Origin of the sequence: Robbsia andropogonis, from assembly GCF_034047095.1 — a bacterium.
Lineage (GTDB): Bacteria > Pseudomonadota > Gammaproteobacteria > Burkholderiales > Burkholderiaceae > Robbsia > Robbsia andropogonis.
The window spans coordinates 3514175-3539416 of sequence record NZ_CP139170.1 but is presented as its reverse complement, the minus strand read 5'-3'; the positions used below and the strand labels follow the sequence as shown (position 1 = coordinate 3539416).

20 protein-coding genes and 2 pseudogenes are annotated in these 25242 nt (G+C 59.1%); 7 read left to right on the top strand and 15 right to left on the bottom strand.

From position 1 onward, the window contains the following. Positions 1 to 459: 459 nt before the first annotated feature. The 5 genes from SJQ66_RS28955 to SJQ66_RS28935 are packed head-to-tail and all read right to left on the bottom strand — an operon-like array spanning position 460 to position 5330. The gene (locus SJQ66_RS28955; protein WP_320533707.1) at positions 460 to 3546 is read right to left on the bottom strand and encodes a Tn3 family transposase; all 3087 of its coding nucleotides are present in this window, start codon (positions 3544 to 3546) and stop codon (positions 460 to 462) included. A gap of 13 nt (positions 3547 to 3559) precedes the next feature. After that, the gene (locus SJQ66_RS28950; RefSeq protein ID WP_320533706.1) at positions 3560 to 4201 is read right to left on the bottom strand and encodes a DUF6904 family protein; all 642 of its coding nucleotides are present in this window, start codon (positions 4199 to 4201) and stop codon (positions 3560 to 3562) included. A gap of 17 nt (positions 4202 to 4218) precedes the next feature. Beyond that, on the bottom strand, positions 4219 to 4662 hold the full coding sequence (locus tag SJQ66_RS28945) for a hypothetical protein (protein WP_320533720.1): 444 nt from the start codon (positions 4660 to 4662) through the stop codon (positions 4219 to 4221). Then, positions 4652 to 5116 carry a hypothetical protein gene (locus tag SJQ66_RS28940; RefSeq protein WP_320533721.1) on the bottom strand — a complete coding sequence of 155 codons (465 nt, stop codon included), beginning with the start codon at positions 5114 to 5116 and terminating at the stop codon, positions 4652 to 4654. Before SJQ66_RS28940 ends, SJQ66_RS28945 begins: the two co-directional genes overlap by 11 nt. Further along, positions 5088 to 5330, bottom strand: coding sequence for a hypothetical protein (locus SJQ66_RS28935; protein WP_320533704.1), 243 nt, complete (start codon positions 5328 to 5330; stop codon positions 5088 to 5090). Before SJQ66_RS28935 ends, SJQ66_RS28940 begins: the two co-directional genes overlap by 29 nt. Before the next feature lie 225 nt (positions 5331 to 5555). Here SJQ66_RS28935 and SJQ66_RS28930 point away from each other — a divergent pair, with 225 nt between their 5' ends. The 5 genes from SJQ66_RS28930 (at position 5556) to SJQ66_RS28910 (ending at position 14477) form a co-directional block, all read left to right on the top strand. After that, positions 5556 to 7235 (top strand): site-specific integrase, encoded by a 1680-nt coding sequence (locus tag SJQ66_RS28930; RefSeq protein WP_320533703.1) that lies wholly within the window; start codon positions 5556 to 5558, stop codon positions 7233 to 7235. A gap of 383 nt (positions 7236 to 7618) precedes the next feature. Then, positions 7619 to 10408, top strand: coding sequence for a type VI secretion system Vgr family protein (locus tag SJQ66_RS28925; protein ID WP_320534848.1), 2790 nt, complete (start codon positions 7619 to 7621; stop codon positions 10406 to 10408). 33 nt (positions 10409 to 10441) lie between these two features. Next, positions 10442 to 12724 carry a T6SS effector phospholipase Tle3 domain-containing protein gene (locus SJQ66_RS28920; protein WP_320534847.1) on the top strand — a complete coding sequence of 761 codons (2283 nt, stop codon included), beginning with the start codon at positions 10442 to 10444 and terminating at the stop codon, positions 12722 to 12724. Next, a complete protein-coding gene (locus SJQ66_RS28915) occupies positions 12721 to 14196 on the top strand; it encodes a virulence factor (protein WP_320534846.1) in 1476 nt (491 codons plus the stop codon). The genes SJQ66_RS28920 and SJQ66_RS28915 overlap by 4 nt, the downstream gene beginning before the upstream one ends. Positions 14197 to 14213: 17 nt before the next feature. Further along, the gene (locus SJQ66_RS28910) at positions 14214 to 14477 is read left to right on the top strand and encodes a PAAR domain-containing protein (RefSeq protein WP_320534845.1); all 264 of its coding nucleotides are present in this window, start codon (positions 14214 to 14216) and stop codon (positions 14475 to 14477) included. A 613-nt stretch (positions 14478 to 15090) separates the two neighbouring features. Here SJQ66_RS28910 and SJQ66_RS28905 read toward each other — a convergent pair. Continuing rightward, a pseudogene (locus SJQ66_RS28905) lies at positions 15091 to 15309 on the bottom strand (transposase domain-containing protein); the annotation flags it as partial. 306 nt (positions 15310 to 15615) lie between these two features. On the opposite strand from SJQ66_RS28905, the gene SJQ66_RS28900 reads away from it, so the two are divergent. Continuing rightward, positions 15616 to 15816 (top strand): hypothetical protein, encoded by a 201-nt coding sequence (locus SJQ66_RS28900; RefSeq protein ID WP_320533730.1) that lies wholly within the window; start codon positions 15616 to 15618, stop codon positions 15814 to 15816. Further along, complete coding sequence (locus SJQ66_RS29835; RefSeq protein ID WP_320533729.1) at positions 15806 to 17884, top strand: recombinase family protein; 2079 nt, start codon at positions 15806 to 15808, stop codon at positions 17882 to 17884. The genes SJQ66_RS28900 and SJQ66_RS29835 overlap by 11 nt, the downstream gene beginning before the upstream one ends. Here the strand turns inward: SJQ66_RS29835 and tnpC are convergent. The 9 genes and pseudogenes from tnpC to SJQ66_RS28850 all read right to left on the bottom strand — a co-directional run. Further along, positions 17882 to 19201, bottom strand: a pseudogene (gene tnpC / locus SJQ66_RS28890) (IS66 family transposase); the annotation flags it as partial. The gene SJQ66_RS29835 and the pseudogene tnpC overlap by 3 nt on opposite strands. Before the next feature lie 59 nt (positions 19202 to 19260). Beyond that, a complete protein-coding gene (tnpB, locus tag SJQ66_RS28885; RefSeq protein ID WP_176026082.1) occupies positions 19261 to 19596 on the bottom strand; it encodes an IS66 family insertion sequence element accessory protein TnpB in 336 nt (111 codons plus the stop codon). Beyond that, the gene (locus SJQ66_RS28880; RefSeq protein WP_253463807.1) at positions 19593 to 19976 is read right to left on the bottom strand and encodes a transposase; all 384 of its coding nucleotides are present in this window, start codon (positions 19974 to 19976) and stop codon (positions 19593 to 19595) included. Before SJQ66_RS28880 ends, tnpB begins: the two co-directional genes overlap by 4 nt. 152 nt (positions 19977 to 20128) lie before the next feature. Further along, positions 20129 to 20392: a Txe/YoeB family addiction module toxin gene (locus SJQ66_RS28875; protein WP_024905623.1), complete on the bottom strand. Its 264-nt coding sequence runs from the start codon at positions 20390 to 20392 to the stop codon at positions 20129 to 20131. Further along, on the bottom strand, positions 20389 to 20649 hold the full coding sequence (locus SJQ66_RS28870; protein WP_024905624.1) for a type II toxin-antitoxin system Phd/YefM family antitoxin: 261 nt from the start codon (positions 20647 to 20649) through the stop codon (positions 20389 to 20391). Before SJQ66_RS28870 ends, SJQ66_RS28875 begins: the two co-directional genes overlap by 4 nt. A gap of 184 nt (positions 20650 to 20833) precedes the next feature. Further along, the gene (locus SJQ66_RS28865; protein ID WP_024905625.1) at positions 20834 to 21664 is read right to left on the bottom strand and encodes a phospholipase D family nuclease; all 831 of its coding nucleotides are present in this window, start codon (positions 21662 to 21664) and stop codon (positions 20834 to 20836) included. Positions 21665 to 22070: 406 nt separating this feature from the next. Next, a complete protein-coding gene (locus SJQ66_RS28860) occupies positions 22071 to 23486 on the bottom strand; it encodes a sugar porter family MFS transporter (protein WP_024905626.1) in 1416 nt (471 codons plus the stop codon). 159 nt (positions 23487 to 23645) lie between these two features. Further along, positions 23646 to 24410 (bottom strand): nucleoside/nucleotide kinase family protein, encoded by a 765-nt coding sequence (locus tag SJQ66_RS28855; RefSeq protein WP_320534844.1) that lies wholly within the window; start codon positions 24408 to 24410, stop codon positions 23646 to 23648. Between the two features lie 395 nt (positions 24411 to 24805). Next, on the bottom strand, positions 24806 to 25210 hold the full coding sequence (locus SJQ66_RS28850; RefSeq protein ID WP_236693660.1) for an MliC family protein: 405 nt from the start codon (positions 25208 to 25210) through the stop codon (positions 24806 to 24808). Positions 25211 to 25242 lie beyond the last annotated feature (32 nt).

Below are 25242 nucleotides of genomic sequence, written 5' to 3'. Positions count from 1 at the left end.
ATGCGCAAGCAGGCTGCGCCGCGGATGCCGTTTGCTTCAAGTTGACGCACGCGCTGGTCGATCGCGGCGGCGATCCGGTGCTCGTCGGCAAATCTTCGCTCCTTGCCGGGCACCTGAATCTGCCCCGTTGCAATACCTGAGGCAACCGTTTCAACGATTTTCGCATAGCGATAGAAGCCGGCAAACTCACGCGCCAGAAGATTGATGGCGGCGTTTTCCAGCTCCGTCATCAGGCGATGGAAGTCAGGCATATGGTCGACCATTGCCGCCATGATCTCCGCTTCGTCCAGCCCTGCGGCCTGGAAACGTTGCATCTGCGCGTCGATGCGCTCAGCGAGCTCCCGCTGTTGCGGTGTAATCGATGCAGCAGCCTCGTTTGCCCGGCGTTTTGCCTCACCCATGCGATTCTCCGTGATCGGTCCGCCGGACTTCCCGTGGGGCGAATGCTGCGCATGGCAGCTATACGTCCGGCCGTGTCTGCCCCGGCCGGGCAATCCTGCTCCACCACGCTGGATCGGCATAGAACGCGGCCAGCGCATCGATGTCGACGTTGGCACCGCCCGGCGTGAACTCGAATGCCCCGAACAGGTTGATGTGCTGCCAGGCGACGGGCGACATGCTGGCGATCAGCGCCATTGCGGCATCGTCGCTCGCGGCGCGCTTCTGCTCGTACACCCGCGAAAGCAATGCCGTGTTGTAGTGAATGATCGCATTGGCAATCAACCGCGAGCATTCATTCCAGATCTGCTGTTCAGCCTCTGTCTGCACGCGAAACCTGCCAGCGTTGACGAAGGCAATCGCACGGCGCAGGCGGTGATAGGCTTCGCCGCGGTTCAGGGCTTTCTGCACACTCTGGCGCAACCCGACATCATCGATGAATTCCAGAATGTAGAGCGTGCGGCACAGATTGTCGAGTTCCCACAGCGCCTTCTTTGTCTGGTTCTGGCGGGCATAATTGCTGAGCTTGCGTACGATGGTTGCCTGCGTCACATTCTTCTGCGCGAGCGAGGCCATGATGCGCTGGATGTTGGGCCACTCGCGGATAATCAGTTCGTCGTCGGACCTGCGCGACGGCCGGATCAGCCAGTCTTCATTGTAATGACCCGGCGGGTGACGGGCGACCAGGCGATCGATCTTTTTGTGCAGATTGCGATAGCGCGGCGCGAACTGGTAGCCGAACGTGAACAGCGTGAAGAAATTGACCTGATTCGTGCCATGCGTGTCGGTCGAGTGGCGATCGGGCTGGATGTCGGACGTGTTGTTGTAGAGCAGGTCGAATACGTAATGGGATTCGTGCTCGTGTGTGCCGATGATGGTCGCATTGGCCGGTACATGATTGGCGACCAGCGTGCTGGCGCTCACGCCCTTGTCCAGACCGAAGTACTTTGGCGAGTATCGGGCGTTGAACGTGTCGATCTGCGTTTCGAAACGCTGTCCATCGCTGCTCGAATGAATCTCGTCGCGGATGTCGAACAGCCGGAACGCCGGCAGGCTGGCCGTGGCGTTGCTGATCGCATCGTTGGCCCCATGCAGGGTTTCCGGGCGCAGGTAGTTCCTGGCGGCGGTGAGCAGGCTCGCGTAGCTCAGGCCCGAGACTTCGGCCATCCGGCGCAGCCCCATGTTCGTGCCCATGGCGACCACGCAGGCGAGTATTTCACGTGGATCGGCATCCTGGCGTGCGTTACGTTCGAGCACATGAGTGAATGCCTTCAGGAAATCCGTACGGCCCGCGACGAACCACAACAGATTGGCGATGCTCACGCCTGGCAACTGGCCGTAAAACGATCCGTTGACCGTTTCGTCGATTTCAGGGTAGAGCAGCGTCCACCGGCGCACGCCCTTGCGCTGGCCGATGTTGATGTGCGTGTTCTCGCCGCTGTCGATACGCTCGTTGACGCGTTTGAAGCTGGCGTCGATTGCATCGTGGAACATCGTCAGGGTCTGTTCGATGGGCGCGAGCAGAACCGGCGCGCCGATGTCCCTGAGCAGCGCGTCCTTCTGTTCCCAACGGACATCGCTGATCAGATCGTCCTCGAACCGGCGATACTCCGTGCTGTCCTCGCCGTACACGTCACCCGCTTCAAGCGCATTGCGCAGGAGCCGATAGACGAGGAATTCATAACGGTCGACATCGAGCTGTTTCTTCCGGCCCGGCTCCGATGTATAAAGATAACGCTGCAGGTTCTTCGGGATCAGCGCCACGGGAAACGTGGCCGGTTTCACCTGCCGCAGCGAGCGGCCATTGCGCAGCAGATCATGCAGGAATGCGATGGCCTCTAGGAGCGGCGCATCCTCGATGCGACCGGAGAACTCAAGTTCACAGAACAGGTGCCGCAGGTTGCGCTTGATTTTCGCTGACAGCGTTGCGTAGTGCGCCCACTCGAAGCCGGCGCGATCAAAGGCGACGTTGCGCAGATAGCCCGACACCGGCTCGAACTGCTCGCGCTCGAGTAGCGCAAAGGCCTGCTTTCGAACTTTCGAGAACGGCGTGCTATCCGCAATCGTCTCGTCGACGAACAGGCCCAGCACCTTGCCCGCGGCCTGAAGGCGCGAACCCGCATCAGACTGCGCCTTGAGCATGGCCTCCTGGGCTGCAGCGCGAGCCCACTTCTCGTACTGGCGAACAAGATGGATGAATGCATCGATCAGGTTGTCGTTGATCTGCCGGAACCGGTGAAACGCAAAGCACAGCAGATAAAGTCTCGCGACCCGCGCCGGCATGCGTCCGAGCTTGTAGACGGTGTAGTACCGGACGAGCGACGCGTAATACCGGCCACTCTCGGTTGAGATGCCGGCGAGCTCGAGAAAGCTTCGGGCAAATTCGTGCAGGCAGGCGAAGGACTGTCGGCGGGCCACTTCCTCGCGCAGTTCACGCCAGCTGAAATCCCGCGGTTCGCGCTTCAGAAGCGTGATCCGGTAGGCGGATTCGTCGGCCTGCAGCAGCGCGTCAATCTGGTGTGCGATGTCTGGCGTGAGCGCCTCATCCAGCAGTGCAGTGATGCGCTGGCGCTCGCTGGTCACGACCCGACCGGTCATGTCCTGCAGGATGGCGTAGGCCGGGGCGACGATGTGTTGCTGGCTCAGGTACTGCAACATCTCGCGCAGGAGGTAGACAGGTTGCGTCGAGCGCATGGCGATACGCTGTGCGCGACGTTCAAGGTCCTCGCGCGCTACGCTGTCGCACAGGCGATATCCGGACAGATCGAGAATGGTGTCCCTCAGGGCTCGCCGTGTGGGACGGGACGGCAGACTGATAGTAGCCGGATCTACCTCGGGAAAGTGCCGCCGCACGACATAGTCCAGATCCTCCCGCACCGCCTCCAGGCTGTAATCGAAGAACTGCCGCTTCGCCCGGAAGTACCCAAGCTGCAGCGTCAGGTGAACGGCAACAGGTGTCGTGCGGGAGTGGACCGCACGCGACTCCGGTTCGTCGAGTTCAAAATACGTCTGACGCTCCTCGCCGGTAAAGCGCGGCACGCCATAGAGATCGTCGATCTCCTGCCGGGTGAGGATCGACAGACGGTGCGAGCGCTCCGGTGCATGCATGGGCGGTTTCTGGTTACCAGTTCGGGTCAGGCCATTCAACGCCTTCCCATCGCTTTAGTTCGCGAGGTGATATCGATTCCGGGGTGTGCCGTCCGTTCGCAGGCGTGGAATAACGGTCGTACATAAAGTCGAAGCTCAGCAGCAGCGAAGCCAGGCGACCCGCCCGCTCGGCCTTCGACCAGGAACAGAACATGGCGCCCCGGCTGTCGAGTTTTTCGAAGATGTCCGCAGTGGGATCGATTCGTAGCCAGTGATCGACCATCGCTTGCCCCTGCGCACCAAAGTCTTCCCGCAATGCCGCCTCGATGACCGCTTCCAGCGAGTAGGTGATGGCCTGATGCCGCCTGGAATGGTCAAGGTATCCGAGTGAGACCCGAAGCATCCGATGCTGCACGAGGAGAACGGGCCAGAGAATCTCCACACCGTAGCGCACGCCCATTTCCTCGTAGCCTTCGGGCGGTTGCAGGATTTCCCGCTGCTGCTCATAAACCTTGCGCACATCATACGCGAGGCCTAGAAATGGCCCTTCTTCCTGCGGGATCAAGGGAGAGCGTTCATTGACGTCATGGACGACCTCGTGCAGCTCGATGAGCGAATGGTAGTCGCCGACGAGCAAAATGCCGGCATGATTTTTCAGCAACTGATAGTCAAGCACAGGCGTCTCCTTCCACATCAAAACGGTGCAAATTCGAACTCTGGCCTGGCGCGTACGAGCTTGCAGCGTTTCAGGTTCCTGACATCTTCGAACGCTGCAAGGTCCTGCTCGAGAGTCCAGATGTTGTTCTGGAATTCCCCGATCTCGCTGGCAAGATCACGCAGGACCGTATCGGGTGATATCGGGCCGAACGGATCCATCCCATACGCATCCCGGAAGGCCGATTCGACGTGAAGGATTTCCTGATCGAGTTCGCGCACCTGACCCCGCAGGATCGTGTTGTAGTGCTTCAGCCGCTCCTCACTCAGGCCGTTGAGCGCGTGCTGGTCAATGTGCTCGAGTTCAAGCTGCAGTTCCAGTAACTGCAGCAGATTGTTTTTCTGGTAGACCTCGTTCACACGCTGCATCAGACAGGTCTTGCGCTCCCGCTCCTGAGGGTCGGTTTCACGATCAGGATGCAACGCGCTGGCCAGTTTGCGGTAAAACCTCGCGCAGGGACAGGTTGACCTGCGCCTGCTGCTCCTGTGCCCGCGCCTCGGCGGCCTGCTGTCTGGATGATTTTTTCCGTTTCGCACGCCGGGTATCGCGTTGCACATTCTCGCTTTCCCATTGCGCCTGGGCCTGCTGGAGATGGACCTGCGCACGCTGCAGCAGATCTTCCGGGGAATTCAGGTCTTCATCGTCTCCCAGGTCAACGCCGAACATCGTCTCGATCATGCTCTTCATCCCGTCGACCTCAGCGGCCACCTGACTGTCGTAGCTCTCTGGACTGTATCTGTCGTGGATGATCTTCATCTGCCCTTCGTCGTCTTCGCCGCCTATCAGCTCGCCCGCCAGATCGACAATCACGAGCGCCACCTTGCGGCGTTCAGCCTGGGTCAACTGGTCATGGGCCTGGTCGAGACGGCGCGCCATCCGGTGCCTGCAACTGTGCCGACGTTTTATCGAGGGGCAGAATTTCATCGACATATTGCTTCTGGAAGACTGGCGTCACCGTTTCCCAGTCGCGCAGGCGCTTGCGTCGTTTGCCTATCTGCCCGATCAGTGAGTTGAATGTCTTCCGGGCTTTTGACAGTGCTGACGGAGTGTGGTCGTGCGCAATGCTGATGGACCGCGATGTGCTGGTCATGAGGAGATTTTCGCTGAAGACAATGGAAGGCAATCGCTGCGCACATTTTACCCGACGGCACAGCGTCTGAATCGGTCCGTCGGTCACATGGAGGTGAGCGCTCTCGAATGTCTATCGCTAAGGCTTATTAGCGATAGACTTCTGTTTTATACTAAAACTTCCGTTTTGCAAAACGCGTCTCACCTGGCTGGCACACCATCGCGCTGTCGTATCTATAATCGAAAGATGCCGAACATAGACCCATCCTTCACATTTCCCGATACCCCGTCGTTATCCGTGCTGCGCGCGTGGTACGCTGGCATGGGTTCGCGTGAGGCTGTCGAGCGCTATCAACCTGAAGCGCTCGGGGACGGTACGTCAGCACGCGGCGTAATCGGCCGCATTCGCCGGCAGATCGTCGAATTTGCCCTCAGTCGGCATCGCGAGGATGTGGCCAGACTCTTCCAGTGTCCCGCGGATGAACGTGAGTCTTATCGCAAGGCGGCCAGCCGGGCGCTTGATATACTGCCATCGCTGCAGATCCCACAACCTCAGGTCTCTGACCAGGTCGACGTCTGGCTACCGGCACGGGTTGTAGCAGTCCTGCATCGGCACGGTATCCATACGCTCGCCGATCTGACCGTACGCATCCCCCGCCGGCGGCGCTGGTGGCTTCCGGTGGCCGGACTCGGCGAGCGCAGCGCACGCTGTATCGAAGCATTCTTTGCGGCTCATCCCGCGCTCACCGAGCGGGCGCGCGCACTGGTTGCCGTTACATCCCCCGAGGGTGTGGTGCCGTGGGAAAACATCCTCGTACCACGCGAAGTCGATGGTTCGCGCGGCCTTTTTCGTGCGCCGAAATCCATGTGCGCGCTCGAGGCCGATAACGACTGGCAGGCCATCAACGCGTGGCTCGAACGGCACGAAGCCCGTGACACGCAGCGCGCCTACCGCCGCGAGGCAGAACGGCTGCTGTTGTGGGGCATTGTCGAACGCGGCAAGGCGTTATCGTCACTGACCAGCGAGGATGCGGCGGCCTGGCGTGCCTTCCTGCGCCACCCCGCGCCCCGCGCTCGCTGGGTTGCACCCGCGCGGCCACGATCGTCGCCCGAATGGCGGCCGTTTACGGGGGCACTGTCGTCGGATTCCATCGCCTATGCGCTGTCGGTGCTCGGCGCCATGTTCCGCTGGCTGATCGAGCAACGTTATGTGCTGGCCAATCCGTTCGCGGGTCTCAAGGTGCGTGGTGCGCGCCGCAAGGGCAAACTGGACAGATCCCGGGCCTTTACGACTGGCGAATGGGAGCTGGTACGCACGATCGCCGACGGGCTCGAGTGGTCGTATGGCTGGGCAGTGCCGGCTGCACAGCGCCTGCGATTTCTGCTCGACTTCGGTTACGCGACCGGCCTGCGGGCCGCCGAACTGGTTGGTGTGACACTCGGCGGCATCGAGCATGGCGCACGCGGTGAGCGCTGGCTTCACCTCACGGGTAAGGGAGCGAAACCCGGCAAGGTGGTCCTGCCGTCACTCGCAAGCTTCGCGCTGGACCAGTATCTGGCACAACGCGGTTTGCCCGTCACGCCGTCCCGATGGGCACCTGATACGCCGATACTGGGTCACCTCGGCGAGCCGTGCGGCATCACCACGCCGCGCCTGAGGCAGATGCTGCGCCGGTTCTTTAGCGACGCGGCCGATGCCATCGAAGCCGACCATCCACCTCTCGCAGACAAACTGCGACAGGCCACGCCGCACTGGATGAGACACTCGCACGCGACACACGCACTGGCCGGTGGGGCAACGCTCACGACCGTGCGCGATAACCTGCGGCACGCATCGATTTCCACGACCTCGGTCTATCTCGACGACGACGAGGTGCGGCGCACGCAACAGATCGAGCATGTCTTCACGCGACGCTCGCCCGCGTAACGACTCGCCCGCCCTCCCCAAAGCCTCATCTGACAAGGGTTACGGATGGATTTTCCATTTATGGGCGTTGGGCACTTTTAGCCGAGTAGCAGAGTTTCTGGGGCGTCGGCGTCGTCCTGCAGCACCAGGCCACCCAAATTCCACAATGTGAAATGGCGGAATTTTCTGGGATTCCCGCTTGGAACCCCATCTGACTGAAATGCGATGGGCATTCTGTTTAATATGAACGATTAATTATTGTTAATGTGTGTGGAGTAGCGTTTTGTGGGCGACGATAATGCGTTTGTTTGCGCTGCTATAATCTATCGCATTAAAAATTCAGCGGTATCTCCTCAGCGCTCAACGTGATGCATGCATGGTGCGCCGCTTGAGCCCGGCGCACCATGAATCTCTCCAACCTCATTTCTGTCCTTCAATCGTCGACCTTTGGCGCATTGAACAGTCCGATCAAGCTTGCCTGGGGCAGGCAGAATGCATTGCTGGCCAATGTCCTGCTGCCCCAGCGTATTGATATCCGGGAAGGGATGTTCGACGGGATCGAAGGCAAAATCACCTGTCTTTCGACCCGGATCGATTTACCGCTGACTGGTTTTCTAGGGGCACCGCTGGGCGTTCAGCTTGTCACGGATAAAGGCGCGCTTCACCAGATCTGCGGCATCGTCACCGACGCGCAGTCGGGGGAGTCCGATGGCTCGCTTGCAACGTATCAGTTGACCTTGCGCGATGCCTTGTCTGTCATGGACCTGAGAACGAATATGCGGGTATTCCGCTCCAAGAGCGTGCCCGATATTGTTGAGACGCTATGTAACGAGTGGCGCAGGCGCAGCACGACACTGGCTGCGGCGTTCGACGCCGATCTATCGAAGATCGACCGCAGCCGTTATCCGAGCCGCGAATTCACGCAGCAGATCAATGAGTCCGATGCAGCCTTTATCCGGCGTTTATGTCGTCGGGAGGGAATAAGTTGGTTTATCGCCGCCGGCGCGAAGGCGAGTAGCGCATCGTCCGGAACGGGGCCGGTTCATACCCTCGTGCTGTTTGATTTCAACGGCACATTGCCTGACAGTCAAGCGGGTCAGGTGCGTTTTCACCGCGATTCGAGTATCGAAAAAGGCGACGCGGTGACGCGGTGGTCCGCATCACGGCATCTGATACCGGGCACCGTTCGACGCGCGACATGGGACTATAAAGCCGCTCGAATGAGCAGCATCGAGCAACCCACCTCGATCGACCAGGGGCCGGCTGGTAACGACCTGGCGCAGTTGCTCGTCGACAACTTCATCGACGTGCCGCATGCCGCCGACTCGTATGCCGATTTAAAGCAGCAGAGCGACCGCCGCATGGGCGCATTCGAATATGAAGGGCTGAGCTATGCAGGCCATAGCACGGTACGGGATTTTGCCGTCGGCTCTTCGTTCACACTCGTGGGGCATCCGGAGTTCTCGAGTGCCTCTCTTGCCCAGCGGCAGTTCATCACGACGTCGCTCCATCATCGCGGCGAAAACAATCTGCCCAAAGAACTCAATGAGATTGCGCAGACTTTGTTCAGTTCGTCCGGTTGGGCCCTGGCGAGCGTGAGTAACGCCGCCTCCAGCACGAAAACGCTGACGGGAGACGATGGCAGCACGGTACAGACGCGCTATGAAAACACGTTCACTTGCGTGCAGCGCGATCAACCGATCAGGCCGTGGTATGACCCTCGTGTGCATTTGCCGAAGGTGTATCCGATGACCGGAATCGTTGTCGGCCCCGAGGGTGAGGAAGTGCACTGCGATGCCATGGGCCGTATCAAGGTGCAGTTTCAGGGGATGCGCGGTGAAGACCATGATCACGCGCAAGGCGCGGGCACGAGCGGTACCGACGCCGACAGCGCCTATGTGCGCGTGGCCGGTGCGCTTGCTGGACGGCGATTTGGTTCGAATCTGCTACCGCGCGTGGGTAGCGAGGTCGTCATCGATTGCTTGAATGGCGACCCGGACAAGATGTATATCGCGGGCATTCTCCACAATGGTGTGAATCCACCCGCGGCATTCACGCATACCGGAAGCCTGCCTGGGAATCGCTATGTGTCGGGTACGAAGACCAAAGAGATCAAGGGGCAACGCTACAACCAACTGCGCTTTGATGACACGCCCTCGCAGATCAGTACCCAACTCGCAAGCGAGCATGCGCACTCGCAGTTGAACATGGGGTATCTGACACACCCACGGGACAATGGACAGGGTGATGCGCGCGGTGAGGGCGCGGAGTTACGGAGCGACGCCAGCGTGGCGATACGCAGTGGCCAGGCGATGTTGATATCTGCTTGGCAACGCATTCAGGCGAAGGACGCGCACTTGGCGCGAGACGAATATGTGCAGCTGATGCAGGAATGCGTCGACCTGTTCAAAAGCCTGGGGGACTTGGCGGCGCAAAACCAGGGCGTTGCAATGGACACGCAGCCACAGAGCGACTTGGCGGCCACGATCAAATCCTGGCCCGCCGGGGCGTCGGCCACGACATCGGCGAGCGATGCCGCCACGATGGCGGCCATTGGGGTGAGCGCACCCGCCGGGATCAGTCTGGCGACACCGAAAACGGTGGCCACCTATGCCGGCGGCAATATCGATACGGTTGCGGCAAACCATCTTCAATATACCAGTGGTCAGCGGATCAATATGCAGGCCGGCCATGGTGTCGCGATGTTCGCGCACCAAGATGGCATCTCGGGGATCGCCAACCAGGGCAAGGTCCTGCTGCAAAGCCAGGCGGACGACACGCGGGTGGAGTCGGCAAAGAACATTTTCCTGAGCGCTGCCGACGGCAAGGTGTCCGCCATGGCGCGCGATCAGGTGGTCTTTGTCACCTCGGGCGGCGCGTATCTGAAGTTGCACGGTGGCGATATCGAACTGGGGTGTCCGGGAAGCTTTACCGTCAAGTCGGCGTCGCACACGTGGGGCGATGCCGCCAGTATGAGTACGGACATGCCGCATTTCGGCTCGGCTATGTTGGGCCGTGTTCCGACGCTCGTTCGCGCAACGGATGGGCAAGCGGCGACAGGCTTCACCGCGGAAGTCACCAAAGCCAGCGGTGACGTTGTCCAAAACCAGACCAGTGAGACCGGTCAGTTAAGCCCGATCAGTAACAATCAGTTTGAACAGCTTGCGGTGAAGTATTTCAAAAAAAGCACTTGATCACGTAAAAGCACGATGACGTCCGATTCCTTGATGAATGCATCCGATACGAGCGCAGCGTCGCCGCGGCGCCTGGTGGCCAGTGATCATGGGGTTACGCTATTCAATCACGCGCCCCTTGTCAGCGTGGTACAGATGCCGCTGCCGGGTGTGGTGATCTTTGTGCACGGGGTGAACTCGGAGGGCGAATGGTTCGCCGCAGCCGAGGAGGGGCTGTGCAAGGGGTTGAATCGACGGCTCGGGCGTCTGGATGCACAACTCGCCCATACCGGCATCAAAGCGGGGCAGATGTCGCCGGTGTCTTATATGGAGGCGCTGACCCCGGATGGGTATATCAATCCCAAGCTCGTTCCGGCAAGTTACGTCAAGCCTGACCCATCGTATTCGCCGGTGATTCACTTTCGTTGGGGGTATAAGGCGAACGCTGAGGACCTGAAGCAGTACGGGGCCAATACCTACCTCAATGAGCAGAATTACTGGGGCGGTGGTCCTTTCGCGAACGGTTCGACGAGTGTGCCGGATTTGTGGAATTCGGGCATAGATGATCGGATCTTTGGGTGGCTGACGGTACAAGCGCTGAATCCGACGGACCGTCTGATTTACCGGACGCCACCGCGTCAATACATGGTGGTGGCGGCGCTGCGGCTGGCGAAGCTGATCCGCTCTATCCGGGCCAAGCAGGCCGATGTCGCGATCACGGTGGTGTGCCATAGCCAGGGCAATATGGTGGGTCTGGCGGCGGCCTTCCTCGGTGACCGAATGTCCGATGTCACCGACCCGCTTGGCAAAACCGGAAGCTGCGTGGCCGATACCTATGTGCTCGCCAGTGCGCCTTACAGTTTGGTTGACAAGCTGCTCATGGAGAATTGGTCTGAGCGCAAGATCAAGGACGCGCACGGTAACCGTGGCCGGGAAACGTTCAGCGCACGTGTGGAGACACTCAAGCATTTCTTCGAGATTTTACGCAAACGCGCCGCACTGGAACCGGATGCGTTCAAGATAGATGAGGAGATGGCCAACAAGAACGCCCCGCCGACGGGCGGCAAAGCATTCACCGCCGCGTCGGACCGAGCGAGCCATGGCTTGAACGGGCATACGTACGGGAGGGTGACGCTGTACTGCTGTCCGCATGATCAGGTGATATCGGCCACGACGGTGCAGGGGTTTGGCTGGCGCGGTCTGAGCGAGGAGGAAATTGCGCTGACGAACGGCGCGGGGGTGTTCACGCAGCGCGTGTTTGCCTCTGGGTACAAGATTGGACAGGCGCCCGGGAGCAGTTATCGGTATTGGGAGGACGATTGGCGCGCGAGCGTGAACAAGACCGAGGGGTTTTACTTTCCGTCATCGCCAACGGCAAAGTTTGGCTTTGGTAGGCAAATTCGCGCGAATCCATCAAAGTGGTCGATATTGGCGACGCTCAACTACCTTCCCACGCTATACATTGCGCCCTTGGCGTTCAAGTCGCCGGTCAATGCGCCGCCACCGGATAAGTGGGCCGTGCCGATTAATGCACCGCAACTGGATGAGCCTTTTGCGCCTATCGCGTTGCGCTACGGCAAACCTATCGTCAGTACCGCAGTTGGTAAGGATGCAAACGGTAAGCCGGTGACATTGCACAGCGACTTCAACGAGCCCTATGACCCGCCGGCGGCGGCGCGAAATGCCGAGAGGGGAGGGAATGTGCAGGACGCAAACGATCCCTACAATGCATTCAAAGGTGCCTCGACATCACAGAGTGCGCAGGGCACGGAGGAGAGCGAGGCGTCACAACGCTACCAGGATCACGCGCAGTTACGCCAGGAGGCACGGCGTGACGAGAGTGAAGCCCAGCAAGCAGGCACGTCGACGGGATGGGTGGATGGGCGAGGTAACGTCACAGGGGAAGACAAGCCGGGCGCGGCATCGGCGAGTTATGCGAAGTGGCGCGATGATCAGATCACGGCAATCCTGGACAGCACGAAGGTAAATCCGACGAATCACTCGACGCTGATGATCAATCCCATGCACGCGGAAAAAGCGTTGGCATACGATATCGCGATTGGCGTGTGCGAGCTGTCCCAAGATGACTGGACCGCGTTCCGGATTGAGGCGGATTGGCGCATGGGTAAGGGCATGGATAAGAACAATCCAAATAAAAAGTATTCAAGCTATTTCACATATGGACTGATGATGCAAGACGGAGAGAGTGCAAACCCGAAAAGCGGCTTGGCACTTAACAAATGGGTTGAATCAGATCCGGAGGCGCATATGCCCAGCAAGATCAAGGACGAGCGCGAAGGCGGTTTGTTCTTGTCGGTCGTGGGCAATGCATTATGAGCGCGCTTATCGGAACGTGGCCGCGTAGGCTGTTGCTTGCTATTGGTGTTACGGTGGTGACAGCGCTTGTGATGGTGTTTATAGCAAGCGGCGAGAATTCGAATTTGATCGGTGGCGGAGATGTGATGAAGCGAATGTTTATTTTAGCGGGTCTGCTTGGTGCGGCGGTTTTTTTACTGAGCACGGCATTCGTGGGGCACGCCGCCAAGACGGCTCATCCTACCGAAGAGTCGTCGCAGCATGTCGCGGCACCCGACCCGAAAAAACCGTTTGTCGCTCAGGTGGTGGGGCTGGAGTGGTTGAACCCGCTTCAGCGGCGAGATTATCCAACAGAATGGCAGATTCTGTGGACCATGGGTTTGGTGGGTCCGAATAAGAATGACGATATGGTGAGGACAGACCCTAAGAGCTTCACAACTCTACAGGTGGTTGCCGGCGTTGCTTATGGCAACGAAGGCAAGGAAACCTTTTTTGGGTTTTACACGAAGTATATTGACCAATTGTTGGTGTTGTATGCGAATGATTACGTTCTGAACCAGAAGTACTTCTACACGGTAGCCGCTAAAGACTCGAAGAAATGGCACGAGCTTGCAGGGATTCATGTTGAGTTGGCTAAGCCTGATCGCCTCGACTCAACCGAAGCTGCAAAATACCTAACTGATAACATATGTTTTGCGTTCAACATTGGCAACCCGAACTTCCCCGACCTATGGACTAAAGCGACGCCGCCGGACGTCCGCATCACAAGCGGTGGTCCGAACGCGGGCTTCACGTCCTTGAACGCTGCGATGACTTATCTGCAAGCAAATCCCGATAAAAGCGTGTGGGTGATGAATTGGGACGCGCCGAGTTTCCCGCCCAAGGACGCGCAACTCAACGAGAACTTGGTCTTGCTGATTCTCGCGGGACCCGAGATGAAAACAGAAAGAGCGCCGTTGGCATGGATCGGCAAAGCCGCTACGGCAAACGTAGCCGACTTCGAACCAAAGGCAGGCACCACACGCCTCACCGATGCATGGAAGGCCGCGATCGCCTCGGCGGCGGAAAACGCAAACGTTGCGCTCAGCAAGGTGAATTACGTCATCCATGATGCAGGCAAGGGCAGCGATGCGTCATCGTCTCGCATCGGTGCGCTTGGGCGCACGTTGACCGAAACCTTGCCGGAATTCGATTTCCACAAGCAGACGTTCAACATGCCGGCCCTGCTGGGTGACACCGGTGCAGGTACGGCATTGACGGACGTGGTACTGGCGATTGGCCGAGCGAACCATCTTGGTGAAACCGTGCTGGTAGCCGGTACCACGGATGCAGCGCATCCGGTAGCGGTGGTCGTCACACCGCCGGAGAAGGTCGTGCCGATCGATCCCAACGCGGATTGGTTCAGGGCTCGGGGCGAAAACAACGCCTACCTGCCATGGTGGGGTCGTCGCTATGATGAAAAGTACGACGGCGAGCAGGGCTATTCCTGGTAACGCATAGGGCGAAGACAATGCGAGGCGTGATACGGGTAGGAGACGCGACTAGCCATGGCGGCAAGGTGTTGACAGGTGCGGCCGACAGCAAGGTAATGGCGCGTCCGGTTGCCAGGGTCGGCGACGAATGCGAATGTCCGATAGAGGGTCACAATCATTGCGTCATCGTCGAAGGCGATCCAAATTTTATTGTTGATGGAAAGGCAGTCGCTTTCGACGGTCATAAAACGTCGTGCGGGGCCGTGTTGATATCGAGCCTGTCCACATCGAATAGGGAGTAGAGGCCTGGGGAACAACGGACAAGTCAACTCACCAACTTGTCGCTGCGCCCCACCTTCGCGGGACACAGCGGCGGACACTCCCTACGCTAGATGCTTGAATAAAACGTTACGCCGTGTCTCTTATTCAGGTGGGCGACGCGGCCTAAAATGCGGGTCGTCAGGGTCCTCGTAAAGTATAGGAAAAATAGCGATGTTGATGACTACATCCCGCCATCGTGACGTAGTAGCCCAATTGCGAACAGAACTAGCGGACAAGGATCGACGTATTGCCGAGCTTGAGGCCCTCACGGTTCGCGTCGAAAGTCACGCGCATATGTTGGTCGAGCAAACACGATATACGCTGGAGTCCGCTGCGCAGGTTTTAGAGCAACAGAATCCGGACCGTGGCGAAGCAGTTGCAAAAATCGCGCATACCCTTCCGTACGTATTTTCGGGTCGGCGGCACTGTACGGGCTCTGAGATGGCCGATGCTTATGCTTCGAAGAGCGCTATCGAAACGGCTAGTGCTATAATCCGTGCTCACGGATTCGAGTTGCCCAACGATCCATTAGAGGTAAGCGATCAATGAAGGACGCCCCTCAATGGGTGACGGATCGCCGCGATGCGCGGATCTTCATTCGAGGGTTGATGCCAACCTCCATGGCATGAGTGCGGCGTAGTCGTCCGCATTGCTCGCGTATGGCAATCGCTGGAATAGCCAAACCAGGTAACGATAGGGATCAATCCCATTCGCCTTGCAGGTCTCTACCAGCGAGTAAAGGTTGGCGCTCGCGTTCGCACCGTCGACTGTGTCGGCAAATAACCAGCCCTTGCGTCCCACGACAATTTCCCGTTCATTCTGCCCATATCGGGCAGGAAGTCGAGATTCATTATCGTTGGCATCCGCTGTATGGGCGTCGCGTCAAGGTTAAAGACATCGAGCGTCGCGGCGGAGGTCAGGTCGTCCATGTGGAGGCGGACCCCGGTGTAATCAGGATGATCGCGGGATGGATGCTCGATGCCGCGATTTGTTCAGCGATGGTTCTCGGCGAACCGAGAGTTACCGTAGCGACACTGCATAATCTGCATCAATTGCTGGTCGATCTGCATTTGCGGGGAAACTCTCCGGACGGTTCCACCAACGTCCGGGAGAAACGCAATGGGCAATCTGCCAAACGTCGTTCCAGCAGGTCAACAGTTATCGCGGTCGATGCCGCCCCAGATGAACCTGATGTTCGACGCGGTCGAGCTTCAGGGGATGAACGCGGTGCAACGGGCAAACACGCTCAGGCATCTCGCATGCCTGTTGATGCAGGCGGCGGGCATCCCGACTGCGAAGGGGCGTAACGATGACGAATGATGATCGTTTGCCCGCAGATCTTCTTAAACGCAAGGCGGTAGTTTATGTCCGACAGTCCAGCCGAACGCAGGTCCAACTGAACCTCGAGAGCCGGCGCCGGCAGTATGACCTCGTGCAGGAAGCAAAGCGACATGGATTTCGCGACGTCGAAGTCATCGACGACGACCAGGGACGCTCGGCGAGCGGCACAGTTGCGAGACCGGGCTTTGATCGTCTGGTCGCGTTATTGTGTGCAGGCGATGTCGGCGCAGTGCTTTGCCTGGACGCCTCACGCCTTGCCCGCAATGGACGCGACTGGCATCATCTGCTCGAGCTCTGTGGTCTCGTTCAAGCGCGGGTAATCGACCTTGACGGTGTGTACGATCCTTGCCGGGCAAATGACCGGCTATTACTTGGCATGAAGGGCAGCATCAGCGAATTCGAACTCAACGTGCTTCGAACGCGCATGCACGACGCCAAACGAGAGAAGGCACACCGTGGTGAATTACGTATCAGCGTGCCGGTCGGCTATATCTGGCATCGTGATGTTGGTCTGGGTTTCGATCCAGACGCACGGTTGCAGGAAGTCATACGCCTGATTTTTACTCGTTTCCGGCAACTGGGCAGCGCGCGGCAGGTTCTGCTGTCGATGAACGCTGAACAGGTCCACTTCCCGCGCCCCTCTGACGGCCGGACGCTGACGCGGGTCGACTGGACTCCAATACGCTACCGTAACGTGATTTCGGTGCTCAAGAATCCGTTCTATGCTGGTGTCTACGCGTATGGCAAGAGCGGCAAGCAGATGACGATCGTCGAAGGCCGGGCACGCAAGAGCTACAAGCACCGCAAGCCGTTTGAGAACTGGGACGTCATGCTCCGGGAACACCACGAAGGCTACATCGACTGGGCGGAGTTTGAACGCAACCAGAAGAAGCTCGCGACAAATGCTTACGGCAAGGCGGGCGACGTAAAATCCGGTCGTGGTGGCCGCGCGCTGCTCGCTGGCCTGCTTGCCTGCGCACGCTGTGGACGTCGCCTGTCGGTGGCCTACGCTGGACGTATCCCGCAGGCCGTGTACCGGTGTGACCGCTTCGACACGTCAGCGCGATGTATGAGGTTCGGTGGTTCCCGTATCGATGCGACTGTCAGCAAGGAGCTTCTGCGCGTCGTGGAGCCATTGGCGATCGAAGCGGCACAACAGGCTGAGCAAATGCACATGGATACCCTGAACGAGCAGCAACAGATCGTGGAACTCGAACTGCAGCAGGCCCAGTACGAGGCCACGCTGGCTGAGCGGCGCTACGCCGCCTGTGATCCCGAGAACCGCCTGATTGCCGCGCAGCTGGAGAAGAACTGGGAAGCGGCATTACGTCGTGTACAGGCCTGCCAGACGCGCGTGGAGACGGTGACTGCACCAAAGGCGCAGGCTCCCCTGCCTGACTTTACGAAGCTCGCCGAAGATCTTCATGCTGCGTGGAATGCACCGAGCGTCGCCATGCGCACACGTCAACAGCTTGTTCGCGCGCTCATCGTCGATATCGTTGCCGACGTCGACGAGGCTACACGCGAAATCATTCTGACGATCCACTGGCAAGGCGGTCAACATTCCCGGCTACGGATTCGCAGGCCGCGAACTGGCGAGCATGGCTGCAGTACGTCAGACGAAGCGCTCGCGGTTATTCGCAGCATGGTAACCCGATGGTCCGACGAGGACATTGCTGCATCACTGAACCGCATGGGAATACGCACAGGACAGGGCAAGACCTGGACCGCACATCGTGTCAGCTCTGTACGGCATGTCCGCGATATCCACGCCTACAAGTCGGCAGATAAGGATGGCGACTGGCTGACGATGTCTGAGGCAGCGAAGGAGCTTGGTGTCACTCACTACATGATCCGGCGTTTGATCAACGATCGGATTCTGCCTGCCGAGCAGGTCGTGCCTGATGCCCCATGGCAGATTCGGACGATCGATCTGCACAGCGAAGCGGTTACCGCAGCACTGGCGCGCAAGTATCGCCCGTGTCGCAACGATGTCGAAGGCCAGATCCCAATGTTTATCCAGGTTTCAGAAGGAGGTGCACAATGAACGCCCCGTTGCGATCGGGCGAATTTGATTTTCTGCCCAGTTGTTATCAATGGGCAATTGGCTATCGTCCAAGAATCGCGTGAGCGCTTCCCAGCGACGTAGGCTGTAGTCGAGCGCCTTGGCAATCGCCGAGCCTTCGCTCACTTGCTGACGGTGCAGCAGCATCCAAGTATGAAGCGCATCGGCAATGGGCCGACTTCGTTTCTGTCGTCGTTCGTGACGCTCATCGGGTTCTAGATTTTGTACTTCGCGCTCGATGTCGTAGAGCTGCCCAATGTGGGTTAACGCCTCTTCGGCAATCTGGCTTTTATTGCTCGCGTGCAACTCGTAGAACTTGCGCCGTGCATGCGCCATGCAGCCGATTTCCGTCACGCCCTGGGCGAATGAGGCTTTGTATCCGCTGAAGTCGTCGCAAACGAGCTTGCCCTGCCAGTTGCCGAGGAAGGCACGAGCATGTTCTCCCGCACGGCTCTCAGCGAAGTCGTAGACCACGCCCTTCATTGACTCGAACGCGCCAGGACAGTAAGTCCAGAGATAGGATCGGTGCGTCTTCTGTTTGCCTGGCACCAGCATCGAGACCGGTGTTTCGTCCGCTTGCAGCACGCGGTGCTGAACAATTTGCGCACGCAGGGCGTCAACTAACGGCTGCAACTGCACCCCGCATGCGCCAATCCACGCGCCCATGGTGGAGCGAGGGATGGCGAAGCCCGCGCGCTCGAAGATGCGCTCTTGGCGGTAAAGCGGGAGATGATCGCTGTATTTCGCGACCAATACGTGGGCCAACAGCCCCGCCGTAGGAATGCCTTTATCGATGACGTGCGCGTCGACGGGGGCTTGGATCAGCGTCTCGCACTTCGCACACGCCCACTTGCCCCGGATGTGTCGCTCGACCGTGAACACGCCCGGCGTATAGTCCAGCTTCTCGCTGACATCCTCGCCAATGCGTTTGAGTTGGCAGCCGCACTGGCACAGCGTTGACTCGGGTTCGTGGTGTAAAACGACGCGCGCCAATGCTGCTGGGAGCGCCGCGCGGCGCGGCTTGTTCGCCTCGGTCTCGCGCGGCGGCTGCCCGGACATGTGCGCGAGTTCGTGTTCGACGGCAATCAGGTCGGCATCGATTGCCTCGTCCAGCAAGCTACGCTGCTCGGGCGGCAACTTCTCGCTCTTGGCGGCGAACTGCAAACGCCGCAGTACCGCGATCTCGTGGGTGAGCTTCGCGTTGACGGCCTCTTTGTGACGCACATCCGATATCAACTGCACGGCCAGTGCACGCAGTTCTTCTGCGCTCATGGACTGGAGTTGTGTCGGATCGATCATAGGCGCTATTGTGCCAGGGCAAGAGGACCTCGCCTATTGGCGCACGTGCCGATTGTCCTTCAGGTGACACGCACGACCGCGTCTTCTCCCAGGCGTTGCCAAGGTAGGCCGAGTACCAGTGCTGCGAGTTGTTCCGAGGACAGTGGCAATGGTTGCCCGACGCCACGTTGCGGCCAGACGAAGCGGCCCGTGTTCAAACGCCTGGCTGCCAGCCACACGCCAAATCCATCATGCACAAGCACCTTGATCCGATTGGCTCGGCCATTGGCAAACACATAGGCATGGTGCGGGTGTGCGGCGCCGAAGACCTTGACCACACGTGCCAGTGCGGTCTCGGTGCCGGCACGCATGTCCATGGGCTCGATGGCGAGCCAGATGGCGTCGATACGGATCACCGTAAAATCTCCCGCACCCAGGCGGCGCTGTCGTCCAGGCGGCCAGCAGGCCAATCAATGGCAATCGTGATGCCGTTGCGCTGAACTTCGATGCGCACCGGCACCGAGGGGCTCTCGGGCGCAGGTGACGTTACTGCCATTGGCAACGGGATGAAGGCCGGCACCGTATCAATGTGCTGCGTTGCCTTCTTCGGTGCGGGTGTCTGCCCAGATTCTTTGATCCAACGACGCAGTACATTGGGATTCATGCCGTGCGAGATCGCGAGTGCGGAGCACGACATGCCGAGTTGCTGACTTTGTGCGACCAGATCGGAGCGAAATTCACGCGAATAGGTACGACGGGTTCTGCCTTTATGGGACTGCTCTTCTATAGGGTACACGTGCCCGCTTCCATGATCGTGGAAACGTATGCTCTTACACGCCAATGTCGGACGCTAGATGGGATGACCGGCCGCTTACATCGCTACGGCTTGCTGCCTGTTTATCGTTGAACAGATTTCCCTATGCTCGCCGACAGCAGCTTTAACGCACGTCAGTAGTGATACCGGCACGATACGATATTGATCTGCGTGTCGGCAATCTCGTAGACGAGCCTGTTGGTGTCATCGATGCGACGCGACCAGAAACCGGCCAAGTTGGCCTTTAGGGGTTCCGGCTTGCCGATGCCCTGAAAGGGCGTACGCTGGATATCCTTGACGAGTTGGTTGATGCGTTTGAGGGTCTTCTTGTCTTGCCCCTGCCAATAGACGTAGTCGTCCCACGACTCGGCAGTCCACATTATGTTCAGAACACTCATTCACTGCCTTCTTCCAGCTTTTGTGTCTTGACCTTGCCCGCCCGGAGTTGCGCAATGGACCGATCCAAATGCGCGACGTTTGCCGGCGAGCGAAGCAAATGCACTGTCTCCATCAGGCTGTCGTAATGTTCTTGCGACATGACAACCGCATTGGGTGCGTCCCGCCGCGTAATGAGCGTGACGTCCACGTCATCCACCACTTGGTCAATGACATGCTTGAGATTGGCGCGTGCATCAGTAAACGGAATCGTCCGCATATACCCTCCCTTAACGTGCAACCGGTGTCTCTACCTGTACAGTTTAGCGTTTTTTTCTAACATGTACAGATAAAAGTACATGTTTCGGGGTGGACCGAATGCGTCGGGATGCAAGCGTTACTTTCCTGCACTGATGCGCTCGACAGCCACGTGGGCGTAGCCATAGGCAAGGGAGACGACTCAGTCAAGCTCTGCCGAAGCAGGTCGGCCAGCAGCATGATTGCAGGTCAATGCCTTTGCCGGTGATCGGCACGTCCTTGGGAAGTCCAATTGTCTCCGCGGCTGCGTCGTCACGCTTTGGCTTTTTCCACTCGCTCTCGAAAACACGTCCGCTTGCATGCAAGCGTTCGAACTCGGTTGCGTAGATACGTGCTAATGGGCCGGCGTTTGAGAATACGTTCCAGTTTTCCGCGTTACGTGTCTCGCCTGAGTCGGTCGCATTCATCGAGCCAAAGGCGACCTTTTCGTCAACGACGACAAACTTGTGATGCATGATCGCATACGCATGATGAGAGCGGACATCGACGCCAGCGTCCCGCAATTGCATGCCTTTCGAGTACCGCGAGTGGACATTGCTCTTGTCGATGACGACCTGGACTTTCACCCCGCGCTGGTGCGCCGCGATCAGTGCCTGGGCGATTGCGTCGGAGGTAAAACCATATCCCGCCATCAAGACACGTGTTTTGGCGGCGTCGATAAGATCGACCCGAGCCTGTACCGCACCGCCATTCGGGGAGAAATACGTTGTCACGCTCGCGTCCTGGAGCAGCGCGACGTTTCTGGCCTGTGCCGTTCCGATTCCGGCCACTGACAGTATTGCGCAAGCGAGTACTGTAGCCGAGCGCCATCCAAGCCGCCGCGCCAAGCCATCATCGGCCGGTGCCAAGCGTTTCACTACGACGTTCGCGAAATCACTGTGACGTATTTGGGGCCGCCACTGCCATTGCGATGCATCCGCGCCAGGTACACCTTGCTGTTTAAGCTGATCAGCAGGTGCATCAGATTTTCGTCTCATAGTCACTCTCCCAATGTTACCAACACTACGAATACTGTCGTGTTGTCTAATTGGTTCGGAATGCTATATAAGAAATCGACTCATAGAAAGTCAGTCGAACGACAGACTAATCGTATAGTTACTGCAGGGCGTTTTTCATTGTCTATGAGCAGGTGCAAAAGCGTGTTGTTCCCCCGACCGCATGGGGGCGCGGATGCTCATTGAGACGAGGTACGGCCAAGCGCGTACGCCATGACGATTACAACTACCGTGCCACTCGCGTGGGAAATGACGGTGCCGGTCCGCATGACGTACTCGTCGATTCGCGATAGTGAAGTGAGCCGGCGCTTATCGCGCCGCGATACTGTCCCGACGCGAGCGGCTTTGTCTTATACCAACGGACTGACCGATGCGGCCAGGCAAGTGCTTAACCACGTTCCGCTCTTCGTTGCTGATAAGGGAAGAAGCGACGTTCCCGCAGGGCATGCTCGATTTCTTCAAGCGTCTTGCCGCGCGTTTCAGGCACGAGGAAGACGATGAACACCAGCGCACCCACCGAGATCAGTGCATACAACCAGAACGTATGCGCCGGGCCGAGGGCGTGAACAAGCGACAACGTGCTCAGGGTGACCGCCAGGTCGAAGATCCAGTGGCTGAACGCGCCCAATGATGCCCCTTTGCCTCGGACAAACAACGGATAGACTTCCGAGTTGATGGTCCAGATACACACCCCAAAGCCGCCGCAGTTCAGCATCAGGTAGATACCTAGGCATAGCACTGCGAGCCAGCGGCTGACGGTATCGGTGGGGCCGGCACCCTGGAACAGATAGCCCATCAAGATCAATGCGACGATCGACCCGGGAATGGTCCAGAGGAGGTAGCGTCGGCGTCCGATCTTGTCGATCAGGAAGCTGCCGATGATCGTCATGATCACGACCAGCAACGTGCTGAACCCCGCACCGAGTACTGCAGCCGTGTCGCTGAAGCCGGCCTGCGTCAGAATGGTCGGCGCGTAGTAGATCAATGCATTGTTGCCGGTGATTTGCGAGAACATCGCGATTGCGGTCCCGACGATTACCGCGGGGCGAATCCACGGACTGGCGAGGTCACGCCATGTGCCTTGCTTCTGTTCCGCCACGCCGCGGATATCTTCCAGTTCCTGTTGTGCCAGTGAGGCGTGACCGCGAATTTTCTGCAAGACCGCGAATGCATCCTGTTCTCGTCCGGACATCCAGAGCCAGCGCGGGCTTTCCGGCAGGAACACCATGCCAATCAGCAGAATCACGGCAGGTACGACCCCCAATGCAAACATCACGCGCCAATGCTCGCCTAGGATAAAGCCAGTGCAATAGGCAACAGTGATGCCGGACACCACCATCAATTGGAATAGCGTCACCATCTTGCCGCGATGCTGCGGCGGCGCGACTTCGGCGATGTAGATCGGCACGATCTGCGTCGCGCTCCCCGCTGAAAGGCCTAGCAGAAAGCGGGAGCCAATCAGCATCGCCACGCTCGGCGACATTGCGGATAATATCGAGCCAACGGCGAAGATAATACCCACCAGCATCACCGCCCGTCGACGTCCCACGCGATCGGAAATAGGGCCGGTCCCGAGACATCCCACCAGGGCACCGAAAATCAATGCGGCGGTGACAAACTGCTTCAGCGTGTCGTCGAGCGCGAATTGCCGGCCGAGCCCCAATAACGCGACACCGATAATGCCGGTGTCATAGCCGAAAAGCAGCCCGCCAAGGGCCGCGATCAGCGCAATCCAGCCGACAAGCCGGCCCGTATGTGGTGCGGCGCGTTGACCGGCGTAGGGTAGGTCAGTGGACGTATGCATCAACATTCTCCATCGTTTCTAAAGTCGGAACCGATCCCAGTTCGTGGTTCAACGAGGACCGGTTGAAATCACGCGGTCTTATTTCGAGATGAAAGCGGTTGCAGGCGGGCGCGGTGCCGGATTGCGCACCGCGCCCGCATCGTGACGCGGGCTTGATGCCTATGCGGCCGCTACTGGCAGCACGAAGAGATCGATGCCCGCCGTCTGTGCCGCTTGGACACTGGCTGCAATGCGCCGCGCATTGGGTTCGTCGGTGTGCGCGATCCAATCGAGCGCCGCTTCCCGGGTACGTCCGTGCGCCATGTGTCGCGCCAGCAACTGCGCATGCCGTTGCGGCTGAGGTGTTGCGATAAACCAGATGTCGTCGAGCATTGCGCGGACCTCGCGCCAGTTCGGCTCATCGAGCAGCAGATAGTTGCCTTCGGTGATGATGAGTTGCGTTTCAGGTGGCACCGCGATCTCTCCCGCGACCGCCTCCTCGATCTCCCGATGGAACGCCGGTGCGTAGATGATGGGTGCCGCTGTGCCGGCGTCGGGCTCTGGGGTCCTCTTAAGTCGATGCAATAAGGCGAGGTAGCCCGCTGCATCGAACGTATCCGGTGCGCCTTTCCGTTCGGCTCTACCCAGACGCGCCAGCTCGGCATTGGCCAGATGGAAGCCATCCATCGGCACCACCGCCAGTGCCACGGTGTCTTGCAATGCAACCGAGAGCGCCGCGGCGACAGTCGATTTGCCGGCGCCAGGCTCGCCGACCAAGCCGATCAGCGTGCGCTGTCCTACCTTGCGGCGTGCGAGGACGTCACGCACCCGGGCCAGTGCTTCGGGTGCAAGCGTCAGCGTAGGAGCGGCATGACCATCTGGCGCCGCTGCTGCCACGTTGACATCGCCGCGGGCTTCCGAGGCAGGCGGCAATGCCGCTGCCATAGCGGGTAATTTCGGAGACGATGGCTGCAAAGGCACGGAAAAGGCTCTAAAAGTTTGCGTAAATGGCAATTACAGGTGTTGGCAACGCCCGCCGGGATAGAAGGTGCGCGTGCAAACGGCTGTTCCAGCCATTTCAATTTACCTGAGCTTCAAAATTTATGCCCGAGCCGGTCACATGCGGTGGTGTCATCGAAAGGTACGACAGCCAAGCCAGCGCGTGCCGGACACCGGGCCCTGCGATGGTCAGGAACTCGGATCCAGTGCCCTGATGGAGGAGCGGCCCAGCATTGTTCCCGCGCGGCGAGCGCGTGGACAGCCGCGGGCAACCTATTGCGCTGGAAAGTGTGGGTGCGGCGACGTTGGTGACGCGGCGAAAAAGCGCCACGGCACCGGTCTTACTGCTGGGCCTTGCAGTTGGTTAGCAGATCGGTGCCGTTATCGCCTGCGAAATCGTCGCGTAGCGTGCCCTGCGGCCCTTTGGTCCACCAACTGTACTGGCCCGCGACATATTTGCTGCCCGATGCGGCCGACACATTGACGAACAGCATGTCGCGGTCTTTCACATTGAGCAACGCGAAGCTCTGTTCATTCTTGGCATTCGAATAGTGAACGGTAAGCGATTTCCGGCCATCGCACTGATAGCGGATCGTATTTTGGGTCCACACCTGGATTTGCGGAACGGTCAGTGACTTTGCTGCCGCATGGTGGTCCCGGGCGTTGCTGCCGTGCCGCATGGCCGCGTCGGCGCCGGGTGCCGCCATCGCGGCCGTCGCGCCTGCGCCGGCCAAGGCCAGCAGCAATGCGCCTGTCCGGCGCGCGCGGGTCAATCGTG